Raw genomic sequence first — 26,134 nt, forward strand, 5'->3', positions numbered from 1 at the left:
ATGGCGCGCTTCCGCAACCGCTCCGCCGCCGCGGAGCTCGAGGTCCACCGCGCGTTCGTGCGGCGCCTGACCGAGACCTGCGAGGCGGCTGCGCGCGGTGACCTCGAGGCCCGCGCCGTGCCGGTGCCCGGCTCGGACGCCGTCCCAGAGCTGGTCACCCTGCAGCACGGGGTCAACCGCGCGCTGGACGTCAGCGACGCCTTCGTCCGCGAGTCGCGCGCCGCGCTGGCCTCGGCCGCCGAGGGCCGCCACCACCGCAAGGTGCTGCGCACCGGGCTGCAGGGCGCCTACCGGCACGCGGCCACCGACGTCAACACCGCCCGCGACGCCATGCGCGAGACGGCCGGCCGGGTCACCGAGGCCCAGACCTCGCGACTGCGCCTGGCCGACCAGTTCGAGCCGGTCGTGCTGGCCATGAGCATGCAGGTGGCGACGGCGGCCACGGAGATGAGTGCGTCGGCGGCGGGGCTGACCAGCGCGGCGTCCGCAGCGTCGGCCGAGGTGGGCAACGCCACCGGGACGCTGGGGTCACTGACCCGCACCTCCGCCGAGATCCGCGAGGTCATCGCCCTCATCGAGTCGGTGGCCGCGCAGACCCGGCTCCTCGCGCTCAACGCCACGATCGAGGCCGCCCGCGCCGGGGAGGCCGGCAAGGGCTTCGCCGTCGTCGCCTCCGAGGTCAAGGACCTCGCCGACCAGACGGCGCAGGCCACCGAGCGGGTGACCGAGCAGGTCGAGGCCATCCGCGCGGCCTGCGACGACGTCACCGCCGTCATCGGCTCGGTGGGCGACACGGTGACCGAGATGAACGGCCTCGTCGACGGGATCGCCGCGGCCGTCGACGGCACGGCGTCCCTGGGCACGGCCGACACCGACGTCACCGGGCTGTCCCGGATGGCCGAACGGCTGCGCTCGGAGGCCACCGGCTTCCTCGCCGTCATGCGCCGGTGAGGCCCCTCCCGGCGAGCCTCCGGACGGGGCCGGAGCCGCCCGGAGTGCGCATGTACGGTGCAGGCAACGTGGAGCCGCTGCGGCTCCCGAGTCCCTGACGCCAGGGTGGGAGTCCACCCGGCGTCCGCACGTGTGTGCCTGGAGGTGTGCGTGGCACCGGATCCCGTCGCGGGGACCGGGCTCCAGGACGTCGCACCCGGCCCCGGCACGGAGGACGTCTTCGCCGGCGGCAGTGGCAACGGGCGCCTGATGGCGGCCTTCGACTGGTCGACGACGCCGATCGGGCCGGTGGAGACCTGGCCGGCGAGCCTGCGCTACGCCGTCCGCACCGTGCTGGCCTCGCGGTTCCCGATGATCCTGACCTGGGGTCGGGAGTACACGCAGTTCTACAACGACGCCTACGCCGAGCTCATCGGCGCGAAGCACCCCGGCGCCATCGGCGACGACCTGCGGATCACGCTGGCGGAGGGCTGGGCGGCGCTGCAGCAGCCGGTCGAGCACGCGATGGCCACCCGCGAGGCCTCGTGGATCCCTCAGCTGCTCCTGCTGCTGGAGCGCGCCGGGTACCGCGAGGAGACCTACTTCACCGTCTCGCACGCCCCCGCGTTCGGCGACGACGGCGAGGTCGCCGGGATGCACGCGGTCTGTACCGAGGTCACCCGGCAGGTGGTGGCCGAGCGCAGGCAGCGGCTGCTGCACGAGGTGTCCACCGCCGCCGGGCGTCGTGAGGACGAGCGCGACCTCGCCGCGCAGGTGTGCGGCGCGCTGGCCGGTGACCTGCTCGACGTGCCGTTCGCCGCCGTCTACCTCACCGGCGACGGCGCGCGGCTGCACCAGGTGGCCACCGTCGGCGTCGACGCCGCCGCGCTGCCCGCGACGGCGGAGCGGGCCGCCGAGCTCGGGGACGTCGACGTCGTGGCGCTGCACGTGCCCGGCGGGCCGTTCGGCGACGAGGTGGGCGAGGCCGTGGCCCTGCCGCTGTCGGGCGGCGCCGGTCGCGAGCCGGTCGGGGCGCTGCTGGTCGGCGTCAGCCCCAACCGCGCGCTGGACGAGGAGTACCGGACCTTCCACCAGCTGCTGGCCGGGCAGGTCGCCGCCGCCGTCACCGACGCACGCGCCTACGCCGCCGAGCGTGCCCGCGCCGAGGCGCTCGCCGAGCTGGACCAGGCCAAGACCACCTTCTTCTCCGACGTCAGCCACGAGCTGCGGACGCCGCTGACCCTGCTGCTGGGCCCGATCACCGACGCCCTCGCCGAGTCCGGCGGGCAGCTGCCGGCGCCGGTCCGCGAGCAGCTCACCCTCGCCCTGCGCAACGGCCAGCGGCTCAAGCGCCTGGTCGACGACCTGCTGGAGTTCGTCAGCATCGAGGCCGGGCGCACGGCGGCGGTGCGGGTGGCCACCGACCTGGCGGTCACTACCGCCGAGCTGGCCGGCGTGCTGCGCGCCGCCGCCGAGCGGGCCGGGCTGACCCTCACGGTCGACTGCCCGCCGCTGCCCCGCCCCGCCGCGGTGGACCCGCGGATGTGGGAGAAGATCGTCCTCAACCTCGTCGCCAACGCGGTCAAGTACACCTTCGTCGGCAGCATCGCCGTCTCCCTGCGCGCGGACGGCGACGAGGTCGTGCTGCGGGTCTCCGACACCGGCGTGGGCATCCCCGCCGCCGAGCTGCCGGCGCTGTTCGAGCGGTTCCACCGGGTCGCCGACTCCCCCGCGCGCAGCCGCGAGGGCACCGGGCTGGGCCTGGCGATGGTCCGCGAGCTGGTCGGGCTGCACGGCGGCACCGTGTCGGTCGAGAGCGAGCCCGGCACCGGGAGCACGTTCACCGTCCGGGTGCCCTTCGGCGAACCCGACACCGACACCGCGCCGCCCGCGTCACCGGCCGAGGTCCGCGGCGCCGCGCTGACCCCCTGGGACGACGACCTGGCCTGGCAGGGCCGCTCCGCCGACCCGCTGGGCACCGTCCTCGTGGTCGACGACAACGCCGACATGCGCGCCTACCTGACCCGGCTGCTGTCGCCGTCGTGGACGGTGCGGACGGCGTCCGACGGCGAGCAGGCCCTGCACGACGTCGCGCGGGTGTGCCCCGACGTGGTGCTGACCGACGTGATGATGCCGGGCCTCGACGGGTTCGGGCTGCTCAGGGCCCTGCGCGCCGATCCGGCCACGCAGGCGGTCCCGGTGGTCATGCTCACCGCGCGGGCCGGGCAGGAGGCCGCCGTCGAGGGCTTCGACGCCGGCGTCGACGACTACCTGCCCAAGCCCTTCGAGTCCGCGGAACTGCTCGGCCGGCTCCGCGCGGTGTTCGAGCGCTCGCGCGGACGGCGGGAGCCCGTGCTCCCGGCGGCGCTCCCGGCGGCCGCGTCGGCCGCGCCCGCTCCGCCGCCGCGACCGCGCGCGGCCGGCTCCGTGACAGCCGGCACCGTGACAGCCACCGCCGCGCCGCCGCAGGCCCCCGTCGGCCGGCCGGACAGCACGACGACCTGGCGGTTCCCCTCGCGCGCGTCGTCGATCCCGGCGCTGCGCCGCCGGCTGCGGGCACTGCTCGACGGCGCCGGCCTGGACGGGGACCGCGTCTACGACCTCGTGCTGGCCGCCTGCGAGGCCGCCACGAACGCCGTCGAGCACGCGCAGGACCCCGGCGAGCCCGTCGTCGACGTCCGGGTGACCCTCGACGACGGCGCCGTGGAGATCGCGGTGCGCGACCACGGGCAGTGGAAGGAGCGGACGTCGAGCATGGACCGCGGTCGCGGCTCGATGCTGATGAGCGCCTTCGCCGAGATCACGGCCGTGCCGGGCCCGGCGGGGACCACGGTGACCATCCGCAGCCCCCGGCCGGCGGCCTGAGCCGCGGCGCTCAGCCCCGCCGTCCCGCGTTGAGCCGGGCGGCCTGCCGGGTGAGGTGGTCGCGTTCGGCCAGGTTCGGCGCCGCCCGGGCGGCCTCGGCGTAGAGCCGGGCCGCGGTGACCGGGTCCCCGTCCCGCTCGTGCAGGTACGCCGCGACGGCGGTGTGCCGGGGCAGGGCGGGGTCGAGACCGGCCAGGGCGGCCAGGCCGGCCCGGGGACCGTCGGCCTCGCCGACCGCGACGGCCCGGTTGAGACGGGCCACCGGACTGCCGGTGAGCCGCACCAGCTCGTCGTACCACTCGACGATCTGCACCCAGTCGGTCTCCGCTGCCGTGCGGGCGTCGGCGTGCAGGGCGGCGATGGCGGCCTGCGCCTGGAACTCCCCCAGCCGGTCGCGGCCGAGGGCGGCCTGGAGCAGGTCGACGCCCTCGGCGATCAGCCGCGTGTCCCACAGGCCCCGGTCCTGCTCCGCGAGGGGCACGAGGCTGCCGTCGGGGCGGGTCCGGGCAGGGCGCCTCGCGGAGTGCAGCAGCATCAGCGCGAGCAGCCCGGTCACCTCCTCGTGGTCGATCGCGGCGGCCAGCTGGCGGGTGAGCCGGATCGCCTCGGCGGCGAGGTCGACGTCGCCGGAGTAGCCCTCGTTGAAGACCAGGTACAGCACCCGCAGCACCGTGGCGACGTCGCCGGGCCGGTCGAGCCGGACGCCCGAGACGGTCCGCTTGGACCGGCTGATGCGCTGGGCCATGGTGGCCTCCGGCACGAGGTAGGCCTGCGCGATCTGCCGCGTGGTCAGGCCGCCGACCGCGCGCAGCGTGAGCGCGACGGCCGAGGCCGGGGTCAGGGACGGGTGGGCGCACAGGAAGTACAGCTGCAGCGTGTCGTCCCGCGTCTCGGCCGGCCCGGGCGCCGGTTCGTCGTCGACGAGCTCCTCGCGACGCCGTCGGGAGGTGTCGGCGCGGACGGCGTCGAGGAACCTGCGCCACGCGACGGCCACCAGCCAGGCCCTCGGGTCCCGCGGCGGGTCGTCCGGCCACACGCGCACCGCCTCGACGAGCGCTTCCTGGACGGCGTCCTCGGCCGCCGCGAAGTCGGCTCCGCGGCGGCCGAGGACCCTGATCACGGTGGGGACGATCGCCCGCAGCAGGGCCTCGTCCACCGGCGTCACTCCGTGACGGTCGGCGCGGCGCCGAGGAACGGGCGCACCTCGAGCCACTCGTGGATCGGCTTCCCGCCCGCACCCGGGGCCGCGGACAGCTCACCGGCCAGCTCGAGCGCCCGCTCGTGGGTGTCGACGTCGATCACCATCCAGCCGGCGATGAGGTCCTTGGTCTCCGCGAACGGGCCGTCGGTGACCGGCGGGCGGCCCTCGCCGTCGTAGCGGACCCACGTGCCCTCCGGGGAGAGCGCCTGACCGTCGACGAACTCGCCGCTGCCCTCGAGCCGGGCGGCGAAGTCCTCCATGTACTGCACGTGCGCCGAGACCTCCTCCGGCGTCCACCGGTCCATCGGCACGTCGTTGACCGGCGTCGGCGCGCCGCGGTAGTGCTTGAGCAGCAGGTACTTGGCCATGGTGTTCTCCCTCGGAAGGTGCGGCCCATCCTGGCCGCGTCCACCCCGGGGACGGAGCCGGGGGCGGGTTCTCGACATCCCCCCGCGGATCTTCCTCGCGGAGACCGACGACGGGTCGTCGGTCAGCGCCGGACCCGGGTGGCCGGAGCGCTCACGGGCCACCGACCCCGGGCGGCCCGTCGAGCACGGTGGGGCCGTACTCGAGCAGCTGGAGCCGGCCGTCGAACGTGCGGCTCCCGACCAGGTCGAGGGCGACGTCGGGGGCCACCCGTCGACGATGCGCTCCCTCCCGGTGACCCCGGTGACGACCGGGAGGACGACCACCCGGAAGCGGTCCACCACGCCGGCTCCGAGCAGCGACCGGCACAGGGTGAGGCTGCCGACCGTGCGCAGGTCCCGGGCGCCGCGCCGCTTCACGTCCCGCACGGCCTCGACCGCGTCCCCGCTGACCAGCTCGGTGCCGGCCCACGCGAGCGGCTCCTCCAGGGTCGAGGAGAACACCACCTCGGGCATCGCGGTCAGGGCGGCGAATCCCGGCTCGTCGGGCATCTCGGCGGCGAACCCGGACATCAGCCGGTACGTCGTCGCACCCATGAGGACGGTGTGCTCGTCCTCCGCGTCCTCACCGGTCCAGGCGAGGTACTCGGGTCCCTCCAGGCCCGGTAGCCGGGCCATCCCTCCGCGGACGCGTGTCCGTCGAGAGAGACGATGACGTCCACCATCAGGCTCGCCGTCGGGCTCTCCTCCCGCGTGCCGACGTGCTCGTGCCGACGTGCTCGTGCCGACGTGCTCGTGCCAGTGGTGACCCGTCCCGGGACGGGATTTCATCATCGCGGGCGGTCCGGGCGGTCGCTGCGGAGGTGACCCGGGGCGGCGGCGGGCCGCGCGGGGCTGCGCGGTGGTGGTCGTCCAGCGGTCCGGCGGCCACCCCGGGCTGGGTCACGCCGCCCGTCCCGTGTAGTCTCTGCGCTGGAGCTCGACCCGTGGGGACGGCGGTGTCCTCGCAGGTCACGGCGTCGCGGGTGTAGTTCAATGGTAGAACATCAGCTTCCCAAGCTGACAGTGCGAGTTCGATTCTCGTCACCCGCTCTCTTCCTCCCCCGACCGGCGAACCCGGTCGCCTGACCGCCCCTCCGCGTGGGACGGTCCGCGCGTGGCCGCATCCGCGCAGCCCGAGCCCGCCCTCCGGGCTGTGCTGCTCGTCGAGGGGGTCAGCGACCGCGAGGCCGTGCTGGCGGCCGCACGGGGCCAGGGACGCGACCTGGCCGCCGACGGGGTGCACGTCGTCCCGATGGGCGGTGCCACCGCGATCCGGCGGCACCTCGCGCTGGTGGCCGCGCGCCATCCCGGCGTCCGCGTCGCCGGCGTGTACGACCTCGCCGAGGAGGAGTTCTTCCGCCGCGCGCTCGGGAGCCGCGACCCGGCGACGGCGCACTTCTTCGCCTGCGTGGCCGACCTCGAGGAGGAGCTCGTCCGGGCGGCGGGGATCGCCGGGGTGGAGGCGGCCGTCGCGGAGCACGGCGAGTCCGTCGCGCTGACGACCTTCCGGCGGCAGCCGGCGCAGCGCGGCCGGTCACCCGAGGCACAACTGCACCGGTTCCTGGGCACCACCAGCGGGCGCAAGGCCCGCTACGCCCGAGCCCTGGTCGAACGGCTCGAGCCCCCGGCGGTCCCCGCGCCGCTGCGGTCCGTGCTCGCGTGCGTCTGACGCCGGGCACGGCTGGCAGCCTGGGGAGCGTGCCGTCCTCCACTCCCGACGCCCTCGTGGCGCGGCTGCGCGCCGCCGGGTGCGTCTTCGCCGAGGACGAGGCGCGCCTGCTCACCACCGCCGCCACCACGCCCGCCGAGCTCGAGGAGCTGGCCGGACGGCGCGTGGCCGGCGAGCCGCTCGAGCACCTGCTCGGCGCGGTCGAGTTCCGCGGCCTGCGGATCGCCGTCGGCCCGGGGGTCTTCGTGCCCCGCCAGCGCACCGCGACCCTGGTCGCGCGGGCGGCCGAGGAAGCGCGCGCGCTCCGGGAGGAGACCGGGCGGGCGCCGGTCGCCGTCGACCTGTGCTGCGGCTGCGGCGCGGTCGGGCTGGCCCTGGCCACCGCTGTCGACCTGGCCGAGCTGCACGCCGCCGACGTCGACCCCGCGGCCCTCCCGTACGCGCGGCGCAACCTCGCCCCGGTGGGCGGGCGGGTGCACGGCGGCGACCTGTTCGACGCGCTGCCCACGGACCTGCGGGGGCGGGTCGACGTCCTGGTGGTCAACGCGCCCTACGTCCCCACCGGCGCGCTGTCCCTGCTGCCGCCCGAGGCCCGGCTGCACGAGCCCCGGGTCGCCCTCGACGGCGGCGGGGACGGGCTCGACGTCCACCGCCGGGTGGCCGCGGGAGCGCCGGCCTGGCTCGCCCCGGGCGGGGTGGCGCTGGCCGAGGTCGGCGAGGAGCAGGCACCCGTCCTGGCCGCCGTGCTCGCCGCCGCGGGACTGCACCCGCACGTGCACGGGCCCGAGGAGGACGGCACCACGGTGGTCACCGGGACCCGGCCCGCGACCCGAGCGACACCCGGGCACCGCCCTGACCGGGGCGGATCCGTGACGCCGGGTCCTTGGTCCCTGTCCGAACGGGCGGGGTGTCGTCAGGATCACTAGCATGGCCGATCCGACCGCTCCAGTTCCGTCGGAGGACCGGTCCGTGCCGTCCGTCGAGCCGGTCCGGCTGGTCCCCCAGCTGTCCCGCCGCCCCGCGCCCTCGCTCGTCGTCCACGTCGACGGCTCGGCCGCCGCCTACGGCGCGCTGGTCTGGGCGCTGCGCGAGGCCGCCCGCCGCGAGGGCACCGTGCTCGCCGTCGACGTCGTCGACCCCGCGGACGGGCCGCTGCCCGGGCAGCGCCCGGCCGGCGAGCGGGTCCGCGCCACGGCCCTCGGGCGGGTCGAGGCCCAGGTCGTCCGCGCGATCGCCGAGACCGGCGTGACCGGCCGGATCCGCACGGCCACCGTCGAGCGCCCGGTGCTCGAGGCCCTGACCGCGGCCGGTCGCGGCGGGGACCTCGTCCTCGTGGCCGGAGCGGGACGGGCCCTGCTGCGGCACGTCCCGCCCCGCCACCCCGGCCGCCTCGCGCGCGGCGCGTGAGCACCCGGAGCGTGAGCAAGCCCGAACAGGACGAGCCCGGCACCCTGCAGGACCCCTCCGGACGGGCCGTGACCCCGCCCACCCCGGAGGGTCCACCGCCGGCGCTGGCCGCCGGCGTGCGCGCGGCCGCGGCCGGCGAGCACCTCGAGGCGACGCTGCGCGCGATCGTCGAGGCGGCGGTCGCGCACGCCGACGCCTCCTACGGCGCCCTCGGCGTCCTCACCCGGGACGGACGGCGTCTCGACCGGTTCGTCATCGTCGGCATGGACGACGAGACCCGGGAGGGCATCGAGCGCCTCCCGGCCGGCGAGGGGATCCTCGGCCTGCTGGTGGAGCAGCCGGGGCCGCTGCGCCTCCCCGACCTCGGGGCGCACCCGGCCTCGGTCGGCTTCCCGCCGGGGCACCCGCCGATGCGGTCCTTCCTCGGCGTGCCGGTGTGCGTCCGCGAGGCGGTCTTCGGCCACCTCTACCTCACCGAGAAGCGCTCCGGTGGTGAGTTCACCGAGGCCGACGAGGAGGCCGTGCTGGCCCTCGCGGCGGCCGCCGGCCTCGCCGTCGAGAACGCCCGGCTCGCCGAGGCGGCCGAGCGCCGCCGGGCGTGGGTGCAGGCGGCCACCGAGGTGTCCACCGCCCTGCTCTCCGGCCAGGACCCCGGCGAGGTGCTGGTGACCGTGGCCGAGCGGGCGGTCGCGCTCAGCGACGCCGACGGCGGGGCGCTCCTGGTCGCCCAGGAGGGCGACGGCGAGGCGCTGACGATCGTCGCCTCCGCCGGCCGGATGGCCGACGAGCTCGAGGGCGTGCGCGTCCCGCTCGAGGACACCCACGTCGGCCGGGTGCACCGCACCGGGGTCGGGGAACTGGTCGAGGACGTCACGGTCGACCCGGTCCTCGGCCGGCACGCGGAGGTCGCCGTCGAGCTCTCGCGCGGCGCGCGGTCGGCGGTGATCGTCCCGCTCGGGCAGGCCCTCGGGACCCTGGTCTGCATGCGCTGCGCCGGGCGGGAGCCGTTCGACGCCGAGGTCCTCGAGTCGCTGTCCGCGTTCGCCGCCCAGGCGGCGCTGGCCCTGGAGCTGGCGCGCAGCCAGCGCCGGGAGCGCCGGCTGCAGGTGCAGGCCGACCGCGACCGGATCGCCCGGGACCTGCACGACCACGTGGTGCAGCGGATCTACGCGACGGCGCTGTCGCTGGACCGCGTCGGGCGGGCCCTCGAGGACGTCGACCCCTACGCGGCCCTGCGGGTGGGGCGCAGCGTCGACGAACTCGACGCCACGCTGCGGCAGATCCGCTCGGCGATCTTCGGCCTGCACGACGACGCCGCGCCGGCCGGACTGGCCGCGGGGCTGGCCGACACCGTCCGGCAGGTGACCGAGGGCTCGGAGGTGCAGCCGGGCCTGCGGCTGCGCGGCGACCTCGACGGCCTGCCGTCGGACCTGGCCACCGACCTGCTGGCGGTGGTGCGGGAGCTGGTCACCAACGTCGTCCGGCACGCCGCCGCCGGCCGGCTGGAGGTCACCGTCGAGGCCGAGGCCGTCGCCGGCTCGCCCGTGCGGGTCCGGGTCGCCGACGACGGCCGCGGGCTGCCGGAGGTGACCGTGCGCAGCGGGCTGGCCAACCTCGCCGAGCGGGCCGAGCGCCGCGGCGGCCGGCTCACCGCGGCCGGGGGGCCGTCCGGTACCGAGGTCACCTGGACGGTGCCGGGACCGCGCGGGTCCTGACCTCCCTCAGGAGGGCCGGCGGCCGCGCATCTCGGTGGCCAGGATGGCGGCCTGGGTGCGCCGCTCGAGGCCCAGCTTGGCGAGCAGGTGGCTGGTGTAGTTCTTCACCGTCTTCTCGGCCAGCCCCATCCGCTCACCGATCTGCCGGTTGGTCAGGCCCTCGCCGATCAGCGTGAGCACGGTGCGCTCCTGCTCGGTGAGCGAGGCCAGTCGCCGGTCGCCGTCGCCGGTCGCACCCGGCCGCCGCCCGGGCCAGCCGGGCAGCGTCCCGCCGGCCGCCACCGTGCGGACCGCCGAGACGAGGTCCGCGCCGCGCACCTGCTTGACCAGGTAGCCGGCCGCGCCCGCCGCCGCGGCCGCCGCGACCGCGGCCTCGTCGGCGTAGCTGGACAGCACCAGGCAGCGCACCCCCGGCAGCCGCTCACCCAGCCGGCGGACGACCTCGGCGCCGTCCCCGTCGGGCAGCCGCATGTCCACCACGACGACGTCGGGCCGGACCGCCGGGCCGCGCGCGAGCGCCTCGGCGAGGCTCCCGGCCTCGCCCACCACCATCAGCGCGGGGTCGTCCTCGAGCACCTCGGCGACGCCGCGGCGCACCACCTCGTGGTCGTCCACCAGGAACACCCGGACGGACCCACCGGTGGCCATGGGCGACTCCCCTCGCGGATCGTGATCGCGATCACAGAGGGTAGTGCCCCGCCCAGCCCTCGCGCGAGGTCAGGCAGGCATCAGTAGCGCTGCGTACAGGGTCAACCCCGGACCGAAGGCCATGGCGACGACGGGACCGTCGACGTCGGCGAGCTCCTGCAGCACGAGCAGCACCGTGGCCGACGAGCAGTTGCCGTGCTCGGCCAGCACCCGCCGCGAGGCCGCGACCTGTGCCTCGGCGAGCCCCAACTCGTCCCGGACGACGTCGAGGATGCGCGGCCCGCCGGGGTGCACCGCCCAGCCGGCGACGTCCTCGACCCGCAGGCCGGCGCCGTCGAGCAACTCGGCGACGACGTCGCCCACGTGCCGGGACAGGACGTCGGGCACCCGCGGCGACAGGCCCATGCGGAAGCCCAGGTCGGTGACGTCCCAGGTCATGTGGTCGGCCGTCGACGGGTCGGTGCGCGCGACCACGCCTGCCAGCCGCCGTCCGCGGCCGGCACCGGGCTCGACGACGACGGCCGCCGCGGCGTCGGAGAACAGCGCGTGCGCGACCACCTGGTCGAGGTCCCGCACCGCCGGCTGGACGTGCAGGCTGGTCAGCTCGCAGCACAGCAGCACCGCTGGGCGCGAGCGGGCGGTGACGAAGTCGCCGACGGCGGCCAGCCCGGGGATCGCCGCGTAGCAGCCCATGTGCCCGACCAGCAGCCGCTGCAGGCCCGGCGGCATGCCCAGGTCGCTGGCCAGCCGGATGTCCAAGCCGGGCGTGGCGTACCCGGTGCAGGTGGCGACGGCGAACAGGCCGACGTCGCCGGGCGCGAGGCCCGCGACGTCGAGCGCGCCCGCGACCGCCTGCTTGCCCAGGGGCAGCGCCTCCTGGACGTAGCGCGCCATGCGCGCGCCGGTCCCCCACTGGCTCAGGTCCTCGTCGACCGGGTTGGCCACCGCGTGCCGCGTCCGCACGCCGGCACCGGCCCAGATGCGGTGGGCGGCGCGGACACCCTCGTAGTGGCGGGCGAAGAAGCCCTCCCACGCGGCGTCCTGGTCGAGGGTGGCCGGCAGGGCGGCGCCGGCGCCGGTCAGCACGGCGGCGCTCACCCGCGGGACTCCGCGGGGAACGCGCTGCTCAGCGAGGCGGTCACTCCCCGACGGTACGTGCGGGAGCGGTCGCACGCTCCCCGGGTCGCGGGACGCTCCCCGGCGGACGCGGAACGTCGCGCTTGCGCCCGTAGCCGGCGAACAGCACCGCCGTCGTCGGCAGCTCCCGCATCCGGACGACGTCGCGCCGCCCGCGCCGCCAGGCGACGACGTCGCGCAGCGAAGGCCGCAGCCCCACCAGCCGCAGGTCCAGGTCCAGCCGGTCGGCGGCGGCCAGCAGCCTGCGGCGGTCGACGAAGAGGGCGGGGTCGTGGATGCCCGGCGGCGGCCCGCCCGGCAGCCGCTCGGCGATCCGGACGGCGACGACCTCGGCCAGCCGGGTGGCGGCGATGGCGTCGACGACGATCGTCCCGCCGGGCCTCAGCAACCGGGCGGCCTCGGCGAGCACCGCGACGTCGTCCTCGACGTGCTCGAGGACCTCGCCGGCCACCACGACGTCGGCGCACCCGTCGCGCAGCGGGACGGCGAGCACCGAGCCGCGCACCGCGGCCACGCCGTGCCGGGCGGCGACCGCGAGGCCCGCGGCGTTCAGGTCGACGCCGACGTGCCGGTAGCCCAGACGCGCCGCGTGCGGCGCCATCAGCCCGCCGCCGCAGGCGAGGTCGACCAGCAGCGCCCCGGGGTCAGGGGCCGGCGGGATGTGCCCGGCGCGCGAGGCGGCCAGCCAGTGCAGCATCGCGAACCCGCCCGAGGCCTCCCACCACTGGTCGGCCAGGCCGTCGTACTGGGCGGGGTCGTTGCGGCGCGGGTCGTCGAGGCGCACCGGTGGCCGCTACTTCTTCTTCAGCGGGTCGTGACCCCAGTTCATGAGCGAGTACCGCCACCTCGAGGTCTCAACGTCCTCCTTGGCCGGCTCCTGGGCCAGGTGCCGCTGGACGTAGCCGTGGACCTTCCGCATGTGCGCGAGGTCGTCGTCGGTCAGGTCGTCCTTCGCCTTGTGCAGGATCTCCACGATCCGCCGCCCCGACTCGTGCCCGGTCGACTCCCCCGAGCCGCCGCTCTTCTGCCCGACGGCCTGGGACTCGTCGGTCTGCAGCCACTCCTGCAGCTCCGAGGCGCTCATGTTCACCGCCTCGCGGAACTCCGCGCGGATGGTGTCCCTGTCGTCGTCGGCCACGGCCCCTCCTCGGTCGGTCCTCCCGGGGCGGTACCGCGCCGCCGACCTCGGGAAACGGGTGTCGCGACGACACCCCGCCGGGTACGCCGTGCCCGTGGACGCGGCGCGGGCGGGGACGAGGCGGCGGCGGGCCGGCCGGCCGGACCGCTCGGCCGCCCTCCGCACCGCGCAGGCCCGCGGCGAGACGCTCGACCAGGTGCTCGACCGCAACCTCGCCGAGCTCCTGCAGGAGCTGCGGGTGGCCATCACCGGCGTGCAGGTGCTCTTCGCCTTCCTGCTCGGCCTGGCCTTCACCCAGCGCTTCACCGAGCTCGACGACTTCGAGCTCACGGTCTACACGGTGACGCTGCTGGCCACGGCCCTGGCGACGGTGGTGCTCATCGCGCCGGTGTCGTTCCACCGGCTGGTCTTCCGGCGACGGCGCAAGGCGGTGCTCATCGCGGTGGCCGACCGGCTGCTGCTGGTGGGCCTCGCGCTGCTCGTGCTGGCGATCAGCGGCGGCGTGCTGCTCATCCTCGGCGTCGTCCTGGGTCGCGGGCCGGGTGTGGCCGGCGGGGCGTCCGTGCTGCTCGTCGGCGTGCTGACCTGGTACGGGCTGCCGCTCTGGGCGCGCGGGGTGCAGCCCGACCCGGACGACGACGACGACCGCCCCGCAGACTGAGCGCCGTCGTCGCCGCGCTCCCCGGAGGTCGCCCGTGTCCGTCACCGTCGTCGGCAGCCTGAACGAGGACGTGCTGGTCGCGGTCGGGCGGCTGCCGGGCCGCGGCGAGACCGTCGTCGGCCGGGCGGCGGTGCTCGCGCCGGGCGGCAAGGGCGCCAACCAGGCCGCGGCCGCCGGGCGGCTGGCGGGGACGGGGGTCGCGATGGTCGGCCGGGTGGGCGACGACCCGGCCGGGGAGCGGCAGCGGGGAGCGCTGGCCGACGCCGGCGTGGACACCGCGCTGGTCCTGGCCACGCCCGGGCACCCGACCGGCTCGGCGACCATCCCCGTCGAGGACGGCAGCGGGGAGAACCTCATCGTCGTCGTGCCGGGCGCCAACGCCGCGCTCGCGCCGGACGACGTCGACGTCCCGGCCGTGCGGGGCGCCGCGGTGGTGCTGCTGCAGCTGGAGGTGCCGCTGGCCACCGTGCGGGCGGCGGCCGGCGCGGCGTCGGGGACCGTCGTGCTCACCCCGGCACCGCCGCAGCCGCTGCCGCCGGAGCTGCTGCAGCGGGTGACGGTCCTGGTGCCCAACGAGCACGAACTGGTGCAGCTGGCCGGCGCGGACCCGGCACCGCGGACCCCGGCGGAGCTCGCCGCCCTCGCCCGCACCCTCGGCGCGGCGGCCACGGTGGTGACCCTCGGCGCCCGCGGCGCGCTGGTGGTGCCGGAGGACGGGCCCGTGCTGCTGCAGGCGCCCCCGCCGGTCGACGCCCTGGACACCACCGGTGCGGGCGACTGCTTCTCCGGCGCGCTCGGCACCGCCCTGGCGCGGGGGGCGGACCTGGCCGGCGCGGTGCGCGAGGCGGTCGCGGCCGCGGCGCTGTCGACCACCGGGCCCGGCGCCCGGGGTGCCCTGCCCGACGCCGCCGCCGTCGCGGAGGTGCTGCCGCGGGTGCCCGCGGCCACGCGCGTGCACGGAGCCGCGGTTCGGCGGCGCGCAGGTGGGCAAGGCCGTCGGTGACCACACCGCCGGATCCCGAGGAGGACGCCGTGACCGAGCCAGAACGGCCGCCGCGCAGCCCTGAGCGCGCGGAGGGCGACCCGCCCGGCGAGGAGTCCGACGCCGGCCGCACCCCGCGCTCCGAGGACCCCGCCGAGGGCCGGCCGACGGGCGACGGCCCCGCCGACACACCCGACGTCTGAGACGGGACGGACCCGTCCCGGCCGGGGCGCGGCACCATCAGGTGAGCTGGTCGTGCCGTGTCCCGGCTCGGCGTCGGCGGTGACCCAGGACGCGCGGCGGTGAGCCAGGACGCGGGCGAGGGTGGTGCAGCTCTCACCGCCCGGGAGGGTGGAACGCCCGCCCGGAGCCGTCCCCGCAGGCCGGGGGCGGGGCAGGCTGGTGGGCATGGAGGACGCGCAGCGCGACGACCACACGGACGACCACACCCCCGGCGCGCCGCCGGCCGAGGACCCCGGCTCGCCGCACGCCGTGGCCGAGCGCGTCGCCCGCCTCCTGGCCAACCCCCGCCGCATCCGCCGCTCCTGAGCCGGGTGGGCCGTCGTCACAGCGGTCCCACCCTCCCCCGCCGCCCCGACCTGCGCGTTCGTCCCTCTGCACCCGGGAGCGAGCAGCCGTGCCGGGCGCCCGGCGTGCCGCGAACTGATCCGTCACGGCAGGCGGCACCATCCCCCGTGTGACCGCCGCCGCCCTCTCCTTCGCCGACGCCGACGCCGACGCCGACAGCCCCTCCCCGGTCCGCCGCAGCCGCGCGGAGCGGGAGGCGATCGTCCTCGACACCGCGGAGCGGCTGTTCTCCGCCCGCAGCTCGCGCAGCGTGGGCATGGACGAGCTCGTCCGCGAGACCGGCCTGGGCAAGATGACCGTCTACCGGCTCTTCAAGAGCAAGGACGAGCTCGTGGGCGCCTACCTCGCGCGCAAGGCAGCCACGGTGCTGGGTCACATCGACGAGATCCTGGTGCTGCTCGAGGGCGACCCGCGCGCCGCGCTGCTCGCCGTCGTCGAGTACGTGGAGGGCGACGTGACCCGCGCGGGCTTCCGCGGCTGCCCGTTCACCAACGTGAGCAGCGAGTACGACGACCCGGAGCACCCGGCGCGCAGCGCGGCCGCCGACTACAAGTTCGAGCTGCACGCCCGCCTCGAGCGGCTGGCCGAGCAGGTGGCGCCCGGCAGGGGCGAGGACCTCGCCGCGCAGGTGCACCTGATCATGGACGGCATGTACCTCTCCGGCGGGCTGCTCGGCCCCGACGGCCCGGCCGCGCACGGGCGCGAGCTGGCCGGGCGCCTGGTCGACCTCGCGGTCGCGGAGTCCGCGGCGGGCCGGGTCTTCCCCGCCTGACCGGCTCCCCGGCCCCCGTCGCTCGGCGGGCAGCCCCGGTCCCCCGACCCCAGGATGGGCCGGTGACCGTCGACCGCAGCCGCCCCGACCTGGACGACACGACCGTCGAGGGCCTGGGCAGGCTCTCCGAGGCCCTGGAGACGATGGAGCAGGCCCGCGGCCAGCTCTACGGCTTCCACCAGCACTCCGGCAAGGCCGACCGGCTCGTGCAGGAGGCCGTGGAGCTCTTCCGGGAGGCGGGGCACTCGCAGCTCGCCGACGACCTCGACCGCGACCTGGTGGGCCGCAACGTCATCGCCGACCGGTGGACCTTCCAGGTCGTCGAGGACTTCGACGACAACTACTGGTCGGTCTTCCGCGCCTTCGACGAGCGGGCCCGCACCGAGCTGTCCGGCGGCGACCGGCACGTGCTCGAGGCACGCATGAAGCAGCGGGAGCGCACCGCCGGGCACCCCGCGCACGAGGCGGGCCCCGCGCTCTCGGAGTGACCTCCCCCGGTCGCCGGGCGGGCGGCCGGGACGCAGACTCGGTGCGGTGAGCACCCGCGAGCAGAAGATGCCCGAGCCGGACGAGCCGCGCTCGGTCGGCCCCCTCGGCAGCGCCACCTCGGAGCCGCCGGCGCCCGACTCCGACGGCCCCGAGGCGACCGGTCCGGCCGACGGCGCGGCCGGCCCCTCCTGGCCCCCCGCGGAGACGGAGCCGGCCGCCCACCGCGACTGACCGGTCGCGCACGGCCGGTTTGAGCACCACGCCAGGCGGACAGACCTCCTGTGTGACCGCTCCCGGAACGCCTAGCGAGCCCCGGCCCTCCGCGCCGGGCACCGACCCGTTCGCGACCGGCGCCGCCCCGTACGGGACGGGTGCGCCGGCCTCGCCGCCGCCCGCCACGACCCGCCCCGCGAACCCGTCCCGGGCGCGGGCGGCCGGTCGCACCGCCGGCCTGGGCCTGGCGCTGGCCCTCCTGATCGCCGTCACGGTGATCCTGGTGCTGTTCGTCGTGTTCAACGGGCAGACCGTGCAGATCAGCCTCGTCTTCGCCGACGTCGACGCGCCCCTGGTGCTGGCGCTGGTCATCGCCGCGGTGCTCGGGGCGACGATCGCCTCGCTCGCCGGTGCGGTGATGCGCGCCCGCCGGCGCAACCGCTGACCGCACCCCGCCGCACCCGGCGCCCCCGGCGGCCCGGGACCGCGCCGCACTGACCCCTGCGAGCGTGTCCCGGGTTGCACCCTTGCTCCTGGTTACCCGTCGGTAATATCGTTTGTTACCGACGAGTACGGACCTCCCGTCCACCGGTACGGAGCAACGGAGCCAGCGCCCCATGAGCCACTACACCGCGAACCTGCGCGACCTCGAGTTCAACCTGTTCGAGTTCCTCGACACCAAGGACCGGTTCGGCACCGGACCGTTCGAGCAGATGGACACCGAGACCGCCCGCGGGGTGCTGGCCGAGATCCGCCGGCTGGCCGAGGGCCCGATCGCCGAGAGCTTCGTCGACGCCGACCGCAACCCGCCGGTGTTCGACCCGGCGACCCACTCCGTGACGCTGCCCGAGAGCTTCAAGCGGTCCGTGCGCGCCGTCGAGGACGGCGAGTGGTACCGCCTCGACCTGCCCGAGCACCTCGGCGGCTTCGGGGCGCCGCACGTGCTGACCTGGGGCGCCTTCGAGATGATCCTCGGCGCCAACCCGGCCGTCTTCATGTACGGCTCGGGCGCCGCGTTCGCCGCGATCCTCGACGAGCTGGGCACCCCGGACCAGAAGCGCATGGCCGAGCTGATGCTCGAGCACAAGTGGGGCGCCACGATGGTGCTCACCGAGCCCGACGCGGGCTCCGACGTCGGCGCGGGCACGACCAAGGCCGTGCGGCAGCCCGACGGCTCGTGGCACGTCCACGGGGTCAAACGGTTCATCACGTCGGCCGAGCACGACCTCAGCGACAACATCGTCCACCTGGTGCTGGCCCGCCCCGAGGGCGCGAAGGCCGGCACGAAGGGCCTGTCGCTGTTCGTCGTCCCCAAGTTCCACGTCGACCTCGAGACCGGGGCGCTCGGCGAGCGCAACGGCGTCTACGTCACCAACGTCGAGAAGAAGATGGGCCTCAAGGTCTCCACGACCTGCGAGGTGACCTTCGGCGACGGCCCCGTGCCGGCGCAGGGCTGGCTGGTGGGCGAGGTGCACGACGGCATCGCGCAGATGTTCAAGGTCATCGAGCACGCCCGCATGTTCGTGGGCGCCAAGGCGATCGCCACGCTGTCGGCCGGTTACCAGGTCGCCCTCGACTACGCGAAGACCCGCGTCCAGGGCGCCGACCTCACGTCGACCTCCAAGGACGCCCCGCGGGTCACCATCACCCACCACCCCGACGTGCGCCGCTCGCTCATGCTCCAGAAGTCCTACGCCGAGGGGATGCGCGCCCTGTACCTGTACGCGGCGAGCTTCCGCGACCAGGTCACCGAGGCCGAGGCCGCCGGGGAGGGCGACGGCGAGCGCGCCAGGCTCGCCGCCCGCGTCAACGACCTGCTGCTGCCGATCGTGAAGGGCTTCGGCTCCGAACGGGCCACCCAGCTGCTCACCCAGGAGTCGCTGCAGACCCTGGGCGGCTCGGGCTACCTGCAGGACTACCCGATCGAGCAGTACATCCGCGACTCCAAGATCGACACCCTCTACGAGGGCACGACGGCGATCCAGGGTCAGGACTTCTTCTTCCGCAAGATCGTCAAGGACGGCGGCGTCGCGCTGACCTGGCTGGCCGAGCAGATCCAGGCCACGATCGACACCGAGGCGGGCAACGGGCGTCTCAAGGAGGAGCGGGCGCTGCTGGCGAACGCCCTGCAGGACGTGCAGGGGATGCTGGCCGCGATGTTCGGCCACCTGACCGCTGCGCAGGAGGACGTGACCTCGCTCTACAAGGTCGCGCAGAACACCAGCCGTCTCCTGCTGGCTGCCGGTGACCTCGTCACCGGCTGGCTGCTGATCCGCCAGTCCGAGGTGGCGCTGGCCGCGCTGGCCGGCGAGGTCGGCGAGAAGGACCGCCTGTTCTACGAGGGCAAGCTCGCCGCCACCCGCTTCTTCACCACCCAGGTGCTGCCGCGCCTGGCCGGCGAGCGGGCCGTCGTCGAGGCGACCGACAACGCGCTGATGGAGGTCCCCGAGGGCGCCTTCTGAGCCTCGCGACCCGCGTCCGGCGGCCGTCGTCCCCCGTGGGGCGGCGGCCGCCGTCGTCCGTCCGGGCGTGACGGCGACGGGCCCCACCTCGCGGTGGCCGTCCTCGCGCTGCGGGGTGGGGACGGGCACCGCGCGGTGAGGACGGTGGCGCGCCGCCGCCGGTCGTTTTCCGGACCGGGCCCACGGGCATGGCCCCTCCGACAGCGTCGGACAGGAGGCCACGGTGAGCGACCCCCAGGGCAGCGACCGCATCCAGCAGGACATCCCGACCGCGTCGGCCACCGGTGACAACAGCAGCACCGGGTCCTCGTTCGACGACGTGCCGCTCACCGCCGACGAGGCGATCGAGCGGGACGCCGCCCACGACGACGACCTGCCCGCTCGCGCCGACAGCGACGTCGCCCGCGCCCGGGGTGCGGGTGCGTCCGGCGAGGTCGACGGCCCCACCCCCGGTTCCTGAGGAGCAGCAGACCGATGAGCGAGACCGACGACAGCGGCTACGGCGAGTCCCCCGACACCTCCGACGGACCGACGAGCAGCAACATGGTCGACGGCGTCCCCGGCGAGGACCGTTCCGACGGCGGCGAGAACGACGTCACCCTGACCACCGACGAGGACGCCCAGCGCGACGACTCCGTGGTGCGCGGCGGCAACGAGGCCAGCTAGATCCAGCCGTGGCGGCGGGCGACCTCCACCGCGGCGTGCCGGTTGGCCGCGCCGAGCTTGCCCGCGGCCGACGACAGGTGGTTGCGCACCGTCCCCGGTGACAGGTGCGCGCGGGCGGCGATCTCCTCGACGGGGGCGCCACCCGCGGCCAGCTCCAGGACGTCGGCCTCGCGCGGCGTCAGCGGGCTGTCGCCGGCGCTGATCGCCTCGGCAGCCAGTTCGGGGTCGACGTAGCGGCCGCCGCGCGCCACGGTCCGGACGACGTCGGTGAGGACCGGCGCCGCCACGGTCTTGGGCAGGAACCCGCGCACGCCCGCCGCGAGCGCCCGCTTGAGGTGCCCCGCGCGGCCGTGCCCGGTGACGATGACGACCGCGCAGCCGGGCACCAGCGACCCGAGCTGGGCGGCGACGGTGATGCCGTCGAGGTCGGGCATCTGCAGGTCGAGGACGGCGACGTCAGGGGTGTGCGCCCGCGCCATGGCCAGCGCCTCGTTGCCGGAGGCCGCCTCGGCGACCACCTCGAGATCGTCCTCGAGCGCCAGGAGCGCGACCAGCGCCGAGCGGATCAGGTTCTCGTCGTCGGCGAGCAGGACCCGGATCACCGCACCTCCTCCACCGCGCGCACGGGCACGCGCGCCACGACGACGAACCGGTCGCCCTCCCGCTCCGCGGACAGCTGCCCGGAGGCGGCCGCGAGCCGCTCCGACAGCCCGCGCAGGCCGTTGCCGCGGCCCCCGCCGCCGGGACCGACGCCGTCGTTCTCGACGCGCAGCTGCACCGGGTCCCCCGCGGTCAGCGTCACCGTGCACTCCGCCGCCGAGCTGTGCCGCAGCACGTTGGTGACCGCCTCGCGGACCACCCAGCCCAGCGCCACCTGCACCGGCTCGGGCAGCCCGGCACCGACCTCCTCGCCGGTCACGGTGCAGGCGATGCCGGCCGCGCGCAGCACCGAGCGGGCGCCGGCGAGCTCCCCGGCCAGGTCGGTGGTCCGGTAGCCGCGGACGACGTCGCGGACCTCGCGCAGCGACTGCTCGGCGACGCGGCTGATGTCGGCGAGCTCGTCGGCCGCACCCGGGTGCCCGCGGCGGACCAGCTCGCCGGCCAGCTGGCTCTTGACCGCGATCACGGAGAGGTCGCGGCCCAGGACGTCGTGCAGGTCGCGGGCGAAGCGCAGCCGCTCCTCGGCGACGGCCAGCCGGGCCGCCACGCCCCGGCTGCGGTCCATCTCGACGACGACGTCGAGCACCCACACCGAGAACCGGAAGGCCAGGGCCAGCCCGGTCACCGCGGCCCCGAGGACGACGGCGAGGACGGCTGCGGTCCCGAACGGGGTCTCCGCGGCGAGGACGACGATCGCCGTCGCTCCGCCGATGCCGAAGCCCCACCGCGCGATCGTGCGGGTCGGCCAGACCGGCGTCGTGGCGGTCAGCACCATGGCCAGCGGCATCGCCACCCCCCAGGACAGGGCCGGCGTGCGGTCCGCCTGGCCGGCGAACGCCAGCACGCCCAGCGCCGCGGTCACCAGGCCGGCGAGAGCGGCGGCGACCAGCGGCGCCCGCGCGGGAGGGCGGTCCTCCCGGCGCGCGGCGAGCCATGCCCGCGCCAGGAGGAGCGTGGTGACCGCGACGGCGACCGACCCGCCGACGAACGCGGCGACCCGGGCTCCGGGGGCCGGGTCCTCGGCCGACCCGGCGACCATCAGGGCGAGCAGCGGCGACAGCCCCAGCCAGCCGTAGAACGACCAGCGCGTGTAGAGGTCCAGGCGCTGCGGGTCGGAGCGGTCCCGCCACCAGCGCGCGACGGTCGGCACGGCGCCCATGCTGCCGTACCGACCGCCGCGGGTCGTACCGCTCACCGGCGGGGCGCCCACCGGAACACCCGGGGCGCCACGACGGCGGCGACGGCGATCCAGGCCGCGAGGACCAGCAGCGGCTGCGGCGCGGCCGCCCAGGCGCCGGCCCAGTCGACCGACCGGCCGTCCCAGGTCTGCCCGACCAGGCCCAGCCGGGCGAGCTCGACGATCGGCTCGATGGGCGTCAGCCGCATGGCCTGCGCGACCTGGTCGGGGAAGGAGGCCAGCGGCACGACCACGCCGGAGGTGACCGAGGCCAGCACCACCAGCGGCAGGGTGGTGATCTGCGCGCTCTCGGCGGTGCGGGTGAACGACGTGCTCGCCGCGGCCAGCAGCGTCATGAGCACCATCCCGCCGACCAGGGCCACCAGGGGCAGGACGACGTCGGCCGGCGCCGACCACTCCCCGATGACGGCGGTGCCGGCGAGGACCAGGAGGACCTGCGCGACCGTGACGAGCAGCGTCGGGGTGGCGGTGCCCAGCAGCACCTCGCCGGGGGTGAGCTCGCCGCTGCGCATCCGCTGCAGGACCAGCTCCTCGCGGCGGGCGACGTAGGTGGTCACCAGGTTGTAGTAGGTGAGGAAGACCAGCGTCACGGCGAACGCGGCGACGGCGATGCGCGGGCCGACCGGGCCGTCGCCGCCGAGCCCGGCGACGGGCACGAACGCGACGAGCAACAGCGGCAGCAGCACCGAGTTGACGACGGCGGTGCGGTTGCGCAGCAGCAGCCGGGTCTCGGCGCCGGCCAGGGCGAGCGTGCGGCGCAGCCGGGTGGGCGCGGCCGCCGGGGCGGTCAGGGTGGTCATGGCGGAGCTCCTCGCTCTCGGGAGGGGTGGGTCAGGACGGGTCGGCGCCGTCGGCGACGGCGAGGAAGGCCTGCTCGAGGGACGCGGCGCGGGCCTGCAGCCCGCCGAGCTCGAGCCCGTGCGCGTCGGCCCAGGCCAGCAGCCGGGTCAGCACCGGCTGCAGCGCGCGGGTGTGCAGCACCACGCGCGGCGCCGCGGTCACGACCTCGGCACCCGGCACGGCGGGCAGTGCCGGCGCCCCGGCGGGCATCGTGAAGCGGATCGTGGCGGGCTGGGTGGCGGCGATCTCGGCCGCGGTCCCGGAGAGGACGATCCGGCCGGCCCGCATGACCGCGATCCGGTCGGCGAGCTCCTCGGCCTCCTCGAGGTGGTGGGTGGTGAGGACGACGGCGGCCCCCTCGGCCACCCGCCGCCGGACCAGCCCCCACACCGTCCGCCGGCTCTCGGGGTCCAGGCCGGTGGTGGGCTCGTCGAGGACGACGACCCGCGGGGAGCCGAGCAGCGCCAGGGTGAGGTCGAGCCGGCGCCGCTCGCCGCCGGAGAGGCTGCGCACGCGCACGTCGGCGCGGCCGGTCAGGTCGACCTGGGCGAGCGCCTCGTCCTCGGGGCGGGCGCCGGTGAGGGTGGCGCCCCACAGGCGGACCGTCTCGCGCACGGTGAGGTCGGCGGGCAGGCCGCTGGACTGCAGGAGCACGCCGAGGTGCGGGCGGACGGCGGCGCGGTCGGCCACGGGGTCGGCGCCGAGCACGCGGACGGTGCCGCCGGACGCCGGGGCCAGCCCCTCGAGCACCTCCAGCGCGGAGGTCTTGCCGGCGCCGTTGACGCCGAGCAGCGCGAAGACCTCGCCGGGGTGGACCTCGAAGCTGATGCCGCGGACGGCCTCGACGTCGCCGTAGCGGCGCCGCAGGTCGGTGACCTCGACGGCGGGGCTGCCGACGTCGCCGCGGGGGCGGACGTCGGTGCGCGGGCGGGTGAGCTGCACGGGGCCTCCTCCTCGTGCCCCGCCGGCCCGAGGTGGGCCGGTCCTCCGGGGCACGTCCCCACGCTCCCGCCGGACCGGGCCCGGCACAGGTGCCGTCCCTCACGACCTGCCCGGACCTGCGCACGGGGCACCCCTGACACGTGTCAGGGGTGCCCCGGGACGTGCCGGCGGCGTGCCGCTAGACGCGCTCGGCGCTCCTGCCGGTCCGCTGCGCGGGGACCGCGTGGTCGGCGGCGAGGTCACGGGTGCGCGTCTCGCCGTAGGTGGACACCGCGACGAGCGTGATCGCGGCGCAGACGACCAGGTACAGGGCCACGAGCCCTGGCCGCGGCTCGTCGAAGCTGCCCAGGAGGGCGATCGCGATCAGGGGCGCGGGCGCGCCGGCGACGAGCGACGCCAGCTGGGCGCCCACCGAGACGCCGGTGTACCGGGCCTTGGTGCCGAACAGCTCGGCGAAGAACGCCGCCTGCGGCCCGTACATGGCGCCGTGGAAGAGCAGGCCGATCGTGATGGCGAGGACCGTCAGCCCGAAGTCGTCGCTGTCCAGCATGCGGAACAGCGCGAACGCCCACACGCCGATGCCGGCGGCACCGAGGAGGTACACCGGGCGCCGGCCGACCCGGTCCGACAGCGCCCCCACATCGGGATGGTCACCAGGTGCACGGCCGAGGCGATGAGGACGGCGTTGAGCGCGAACGAGGCCTCCAGGCCGCGCACGTCGCGGATGTACACGAGCGTGAACGCGGTGAGGACGTAGAAGGACACGTCCTCGGCGATCCGCGCGCCCATCGCGACGAGGACCTCCCGCTTGTACCGCGACAGGATCGTGACGATCGGAGCCTTCTCCTGCACGCCCGTGCGGGCGGCGGTCTCGGCGGCGGCCCGCTGCGCCTCGAGGAAGACCGGCGACTCGGAGACGGCGAGCCGGACGAACAGGCCCACGACGATCAGCACGGCCGAGAGCAGGAAGGGGATCCGCCAGCCCCAGCTGAGGAAGGCCTCGTCGGACTGGAAGGCGGCGAGCAGGGCGAGGACGCCGGTGGCCAGCAGGTTGCCCGCGGGAGCGCCGGCCTGGGGCCAGGAGGACCAGAACCCGCGGTTCTCGGGCCGGCCGTGCTCGGAGACGATCAGGACCGCGCCGCCCCACTCACCGCCGAGCGCGAAGCCCTGCACCAGGCGCAGGACGACGAGCAGCACGGGGGCGAGCACGCCGACCGTCGCGTAGGTGGGCAGCAGGCCGATCAGGAACGTGGCCCCGCCCATCATCAGCAGCGGGACGACCAGCAGCTTCTTGCGGCCGATCCGGTCGCCGAAGTGCCCGAAGACGAGCGCGCCGACGGGCCGGGCGAAGAAGCCGACGGCGTACGTGGCGAAGGCCGCCAGGGTCCCGACGAAGTCGTCCTGCTCGGGGAAGAACAGGTCGCTGAACACGAGCGCGGCGGCCGAGCCGTAGAGGAAGAAGTCGTACCACTCGACGGTGGTGCCGATGATGCTCGCGCCGACGACACGGCCGAAGCTCCGCCTCTGCGGCGTCTGGCTGGGTGCGGACATGCGGGTCTCCTCGGTGGACGGGTCCGTTCCGCCCCGACGCCAGGAAGATCCGGCGGGACCGCCCATGTGGCCGAGGCCAGTGTCGTGAGCGGGCTCATGTGGTCCGCCTCCATGTCCAGCGGGGAGACGGTGGCCGGTCGACGACCGGGGCGCGGTGTGGTCAGCGCCCACCCCGGCCGTGCCAGCTGTGTGGGCCGGAGCCGTGACAGCCACCGCCACCGCGGCCTACCGTCCCGGCCATGGGCGCAGACGACCTCCAGGGGCGGCGGGCGATGGTGACCGGCGGGGGCTCGGGCATCGGGCGGGCGGTCGCGTCCCGGCTGGCCGAGGCCGGCGCCGAGGTGGTCGTCGTCGACCGGGACGGCGCGTCGGCGGAGGAGGTCGCCCGCACCGTCGGGGGCCGCGCGGTCGCCGTCGACCTGTCCGACCTGGCCGCCGTCGACGCGCTCGACCTCGACGTCGACGTCCTGGTCAACAACGCGGGGTTCCAGCACGTCGCGCCGCTGCACGAGTTCCCGGTCGAGGTCTTCTCGACCATCCAACGGCTGATGGTCGAGGCGCCGTTCCGGCTGGTGCGTGGCGCGCTGCCGCACATGTACCGGCGGGGCTGGGGACGGGTGGTCAACGTCAGCTCGGTGCACGGGCACCGGGCGTCGCCGTTCAAGTCCGCGTACGTGACGGCCAAGCACGCGCTCGAGGGGCTGTCGAAGGTCATCGCGCTCGAGGGCGCCCCGCACGGCGTGACGTCGAACTGCGTGGCCCCGGCCTACGTGCGCACGCCACTGGTGGAGGGACAGATCGCCGACCAGGCGCGCACCCACGGGATCTCCGAGGACGAGGTGGTCGCGCAGGTCATGCTGGCGCCCGCGGCGCTCAAGCGGCTGATCGAGCCCGCCGAGGTCGCCGACGCCGTCGCCTGGCTCTGCTCCCCCGCCGCGACCTCGGTCACCGGCACGTCGCTGCGGATGGACGGCGGGTGGACCGCCCACTGAT

General features: G+C 76.1%; 30 protein-coding genes and 1 tRNA gene. 19 read left to right on the forward strand and 12 right to left on the reverse strand.

The features are described from left to right. Complete coding sequence (locus BM414_RS09375; RefSeq protein ID WP_093579173.1) at positions 1–951, forward strand: methyl-accepting chemotaxis protein; 951 nt, start codon at positions 1–3, stop codon at positions 949–951. A gap of 150 nt (positions 952–1,101) precedes the next feature. Then, positions 1,102–3,795, forward strand: coding sequence for an ATP-binding protein (locus BM414_RS09380; RefSeq protein ID WP_245784599.1), 2,694 nt, complete (start codon positions 1,102–1,104; stop codon positions 3,793–3,795). 10 nt (positions 3,796–3,805) lie between these two features. Here BM414_RS09380 and BM414_RS09385 read toward each other — a convergent pair whose 3' ends face one another. Both BM414_RS09385 and BM414_RS30740 read right to left on the reverse strand, forming a co-directional pair. Then, positions 3,806–4,960, reverse strand: coding sequence for an RNA polymerase sigma factor (locus BM414_RS09385; protein ID WP_245784600.1), 1,155 nt, complete (start codon positions 4,958–4,960; stop codon positions 3,806–3,808). Beyond that, positions 4,957–6,039 carry a dihydrofolate reductase family protein gene (locus tag BM414_RS30740; RefSeq protein ID WP_245784601.1) on the reverse strand — a complete coding sequence of 361 codons (1,083 nt, stop codon included), beginning with the start codon at positions 6,037–6,039 and terminating at the stop codon, positions 4,957–4,959. The genes BM414_RS09385 and BM414_RS30740 overlap by 4 nt, the downstream gene beginning before the upstream one ends. 343 nt (positions 6,040–6,382) lie before the next feature. Between BM414_RS30740 and BM414_RS09400 the strand changes: the two genes are divergently transcribed. The 5 genes from BM414_RS09400 to BM414_RS09420 all read left to right on the forward strand — a co-directional run bounded on the left by BM414_RS09400 (position 6,383) and on the right by BM414_RS09420 (position 10,194). Then, positions 6,383–6,453 (forward strand) — tRNA-Gly (locus tag BM414_RS09400). A 64-nt stretch (positions 6,454–6,517) separates the two neighbouring features. Further along, positions 6,518–7,072: a TOPRIM nucleotidyl transferase/hydrolase domain-containing protein gene (locus tag BM414_RS09405; protein WP_093579175.1), complete on the forward strand. Its 555-nt coding sequence runs from the start codon at positions 6,518–6,520 to the stop codon at positions 7,070–7,072. A 29-nt stretch (positions 7,073–7,101) separates the two neighbouring features. Then, positions 7,102–7,998, forward strand: coding sequence for a putative protein N(5)-glutamine methyltransferase (locus BM414_RS09410; RefSeq protein WP_245784602.1), 897 nt, complete (start codon positions 7,102–7,104; stop codon positions 7,996–7,998). A gap of 43 nt (positions 7,999–8,041) precedes the next feature. Then, entirely contained in the window at positions 8,042–8,479 is a 438-nt protein-coding gene (locus BM414_RS09415) for a universal stress protein (RefSeq protein ID WP_175551517.1), read from the forward strand. Between the two features lie 11 nt (positions 8,480–8,490). Then, positions 8,491–10,194, forward strand: coding sequence for a sensor histidine kinase (locus BM414_RS09420; protein WP_245784603.1), 1,704 nt, complete (start codon positions 8,491–8,493; stop codon positions 10,192–10,194). 6 nt (positions 10,195–10,200) lie between these two features. Here BM414_RS09420 and BM414_RS09425 read toward each other — a convergent pair whose 3' ends face one another. From BM414_RS09425 to BM414_RS09440, 4 genes are all read right to left on the reverse strand, one after another. Further along, entirely contained in the window at positions 10,201–10,842 is a 642-nt protein-coding gene (locus BM414_RS09425) for a response regulator transcription factor (protein WP_093579178.1), read from the reverse strand. A gap of 69 nt (positions 10,843–10,911) precedes the next feature. Beyond that, positions 10,912–11,940, reverse strand: a complete 1,029-nt coding sequence (locus tag BM414_RS09430) for a type III polyketide synthase (RefSeq protein ID WP_093579179.1) — start codon at positions 11,938–11,940, stop codon at positions 10,912–10,914. A gap of 40 nt (positions 11,941–11,980) precedes the next feature. Continuing rightward, complete coding sequence (locus BM414_RS09435) at positions 11,981–12,763, reverse strand: class I SAM-dependent methyltransferase (protein ID WP_093579180.1); 783 nt, start codon at positions 12,761–12,763, stop codon at positions 11,981–11,983. Positions 12,764–12,772: 9 nt separating this feature from the next. Then, on the reverse strand, positions 12,773–13,117 hold the full coding sequence (locus tag BM414_RS09440; RefSeq protein ID WP_093579181.1) for a DUF3140 domain-containing protein: 345 nt from the start codon (positions 13,115–13,117) through the stop codon (positions 12,773–12,775). Between the two features lie 94 nt (positions 13,118–13,211). On the opposite strand from BM414_RS09440, the gene BM414_RS09445 reads away from it, so the two are divergent. The 11 genes from BM414_RS09445 (at position 13,212) to BM414_RS09490 (ending at position 19,950) form a co-directional block, all read left to right on the forward strand. Beyond that, positions 13,212–13,778 (forward strand): DUF6328 family protein, encoded by a 567-nt coding sequence (locus tag BM414_RS09445; RefSeq protein WP_175551518.1) that lies wholly within the window; start codon positions 13,212–13,214, stop codon positions 13,776–13,778. Positions 13,779–13,812: 34 nt separating this feature from the next. After that, entirely contained in the window at positions 13,813–14,781 is a 969-nt protein-coding gene (locus tag BM414_RS09450) for a ribokinase (RefSeq protein ID WP_093579182.1), read from the forward strand. 29 nt (positions 14,782–14,810) lie between these two features. After that, the gene (locus tag BM414_RS29245) at positions 14,811–14,963 is read left to right on the forward strand and encodes a hypothetical protein (protein WP_163476889.1); all 153 of its coding nucleotides are present in this window, start codon (positions 14,811–14,813) and stop codon (positions 14,961–14,963) included. Positions 14,964–15,168: 205 nt separating this feature from the next. Then, complete coding sequence (locus BM414_RS29250; RefSeq protein WP_175551519.1) at positions 15,169–15,309, forward strand: hypothetical protein; 141 nt, start codon at positions 15,169–15,171, stop codon at positions 15,307–15,309. Positions 15,310–15,457: 148 nt separating this feature from the next. Then, positions 15,458–16,120, forward strand: a complete 663-nt coding sequence (locus BM414_RS09460; protein WP_093579184.1) for a TetR/AcrR family transcriptional regulator — start codon at positions 15,458–15,460, stop codon at positions 16,118–16,120. A 62-nt stretch (positions 16,121–16,182) separates the two neighbouring features. Further along, positions 16,183–16,608: a hypothetical protein gene (locus tag BM414_RS09465; RefSeq protein WP_093579185.1), complete on the forward strand. Its 426-nt coding sequence runs from the start codon at positions 16,183–16,185 to the stop codon at positions 16,606–16,608. A gap of 46 nt (positions 16,609–16,654) precedes the next feature. After that, positions 16,655–16,840 carry a hypothetical protein gene (locus BM414_RS09470; RefSeq protein WP_093579186.1) on the forward strand — a complete coding sequence of 62 codons (186 nt, stop codon included), beginning with the start codon at positions 16,655–16,657 and terminating at the stop codon, positions 16,838–16,840. Between the two features lie 52 nt (positions 16,841–16,892). Continuing rightward, the gene (locus BM414_RS09475; RefSeq protein WP_093579187.1) at positions 16,893–17,267 is read left to right on the forward strand and encodes a LapA family protein; all 375 of its coding nucleotides are present in this window, start codon (positions 16,893–16,895) and stop codon (positions 17,265–17,267) included. A 172-nt stretch (positions 17,268–17,439) separates the two neighbouring features. After that, entirely contained in the window at positions 17,440–19,284 is a 1,845-nt protein-coding gene (locus BM414_RS09480; RefSeq protein WP_093579188.1) for an acyl-CoA dehydrogenase, read from the forward strand. Positions 19,285–19,507: 223 nt separating this feature from the next. Continuing rightward, positions 19,508–19,744 (forward strand): hypothetical protein, encoded by a 237-nt coding sequence (locus BM414_RS09485; protein ID WP_093579189.1) that lies wholly within the window; start codon positions 19,508–19,510, stop codon positions 19,742–19,744. A gap of 14 nt (positions 19,745–19,758) precedes the next feature. Beyond that, a complete protein-coding gene (locus BM414_RS09490; protein WP_093579190.1) occupies positions 19,759–19,950 on the forward strand; it encodes a hypothetical protein in 192 nt (63 codons plus the stop codon). Here BM414_RS09490 and BM414_RS09495 read toward each other — a convergent pair. From BM414_RS09495 to BM414_RS09515, 6 genes are all read right to left on the reverse strand, one after another. Beyond that, positions 19,947–20,552, reverse strand: coding sequence for a response regulator transcription factor (locus tag BM414_RS09495; RefSeq protein ID WP_093579191.1), 606 nt, complete (start codon positions 20,550–20,552; stop codon positions 19,947–19,949). The two genes, BM414_RS09490 and BM414_RS09495, sit on opposite strands and share 4 nt — an antisense overlap. After that, the gene (locus BM414_RS09500) at positions 20,549–21,760 is read right to left on the reverse strand and encodes a sensor histidine kinase (RefSeq protein ID WP_217644633.1); all 1,212 of its coding nucleotides are present in this window, start codon (positions 21,758–21,760) and stop codon (positions 20,549–20,551) included. The genes BM414_RS09495 and BM414_RS09500 overlap by 4 nt, the downstream gene beginning before the upstream one ends. A gap of 41 nt (positions 21,761–21,801) precedes the next feature. After that, complete coding sequence (locus tag BM414_RS09505) at positions 21,802–22,608, reverse strand: ABC transporter permease (RefSeq protein ID WP_093579192.1); 807 nt, start codon at positions 22,606–22,608, stop codon at positions 21,802–21,804. A gap of 31 nt (positions 22,609–22,639) precedes the next feature. Then, positions 22,640–23,590: an ABC transporter ATP-binding protein gene (locus BM414_RS09510; protein ID WP_093579193.1), complete on the reverse strand. Its 951-nt coding sequence runs from the start codon at positions 23,588–23,590 to the stop codon at positions 22,640–22,642. A 178-nt stretch (positions 23,591–23,768) separates the two neighbouring features. Continuing rightward, complete coding sequence (locus BM414_RS30150) at positions 23,769–24,230, reverse strand: MFS transporter (protein ID WP_342716146.1); 462 nt, start codon at positions 24,228–24,230, stop codon at positions 23,769–23,771. After that, positions 24,113–25,141, reverse strand: coding sequence for an MFS transporter (locus BM414_RS09515; protein ID WP_217644635.1), 1,029 nt, complete (start codon positions 25,139–25,141; stop codon positions 24,113–24,115). The genes BM414_RS30150 and BM414_RS09515 overlap by 118 nt, the downstream gene beginning before the upstream one ends. A 239-nt stretch (positions 25,142–25,380) precedes the next feature. Between BM414_RS09515 and BM414_RS09520 the strand changes: the two genes are divergently transcribed. Further along, positions 25,381–26,133, forward strand: a complete 753-nt coding sequence (locus BM414_RS09520) for a 3-hydroxybutyrate dehydrogenase (protein WP_093579194.1) — start codon at positions 25,381–25,383, stop codon at positions 26,131–26,133. Position 26,134 lies beyond the last annotated feature (1 nt).

This window comes from Geodermatophilus amargosae (assembly GCF_900116515.1).
GTDB classification, from domain to species: Bacteria; Actinomycetota; Actinomycetes; order Mycobacteriales; family Geodermatophilaceae; genus Geodermatophilus; species Geodermatophilus amargosae.

Excerpts from the sequence above, each read along its gene's own strand:
- BM414_RS09375 (WP_093579173.1), top strand. The coding sequence starts at position 1 with ATGGCGCGCTTCCGCAACCGCTCCGCCGCCGCGGAGCTCGAGGTCCAC.
- BM414_RS30740 (WP_245784601.1), bottom strand. The coding sequence starts at position 6,039 with ATGGCCCGGCTACCGGGCCTGGAGGGACCCGAGTACCTCGCCTGGACC.
- BM414_RS09425 (WP_093579178.1), bottom strand. The coding sequence starts at position 10,842 with ATGGCCACCGGTGGGTCCGTCCGGGTGTTCCTGGTGGACGACCACGAG.
- BM414_RS29250 (WP_175551519.1), top strand. The coding sequence starts at position 15,169 with ATGGAGGACGCGCAGCGCGACGACCACACGGACGACCACACCCCCGGC.
- BM414_RS09480 (WP_093579188.1), top strand. The coding sequence starts at position 17,440 with ATGAGCCACTACACCGCGAACCTGCGCGACCTCGAGTTCAACCTGTTC.
- BM414_RS09490 (WP_093579190.1), top strand. The coding sequence starts at position 19,759 with ATGAGCGAGACCGACGACAGCGGCTACGGCGAGTCCCCCGACACCTCC.
- BM414_RS09505 (WP_093579192.1), bottom strand. The coding sequence starts at position 22,608 with ATGACCACCCTGACCGCCCCGGCGGCCGCGCCCACCCGGCTGCGCCGC.
- BM414_RS09515 (WP_217644635.1), bottom strand. The coding sequence starts at position 25,141 with ATGTCCGCACCCAGCCAGACGCCGCAGAGGCGGAGCTTCGGCCGTGTC.
- BM414_RS09520 (WP_093579194.1), top strand. The coding sequence starts at position 25,381 with ATGGGCGCAGACGACCTCCAGGGGCGGCGGGCGATGGTGACCGGCGGG.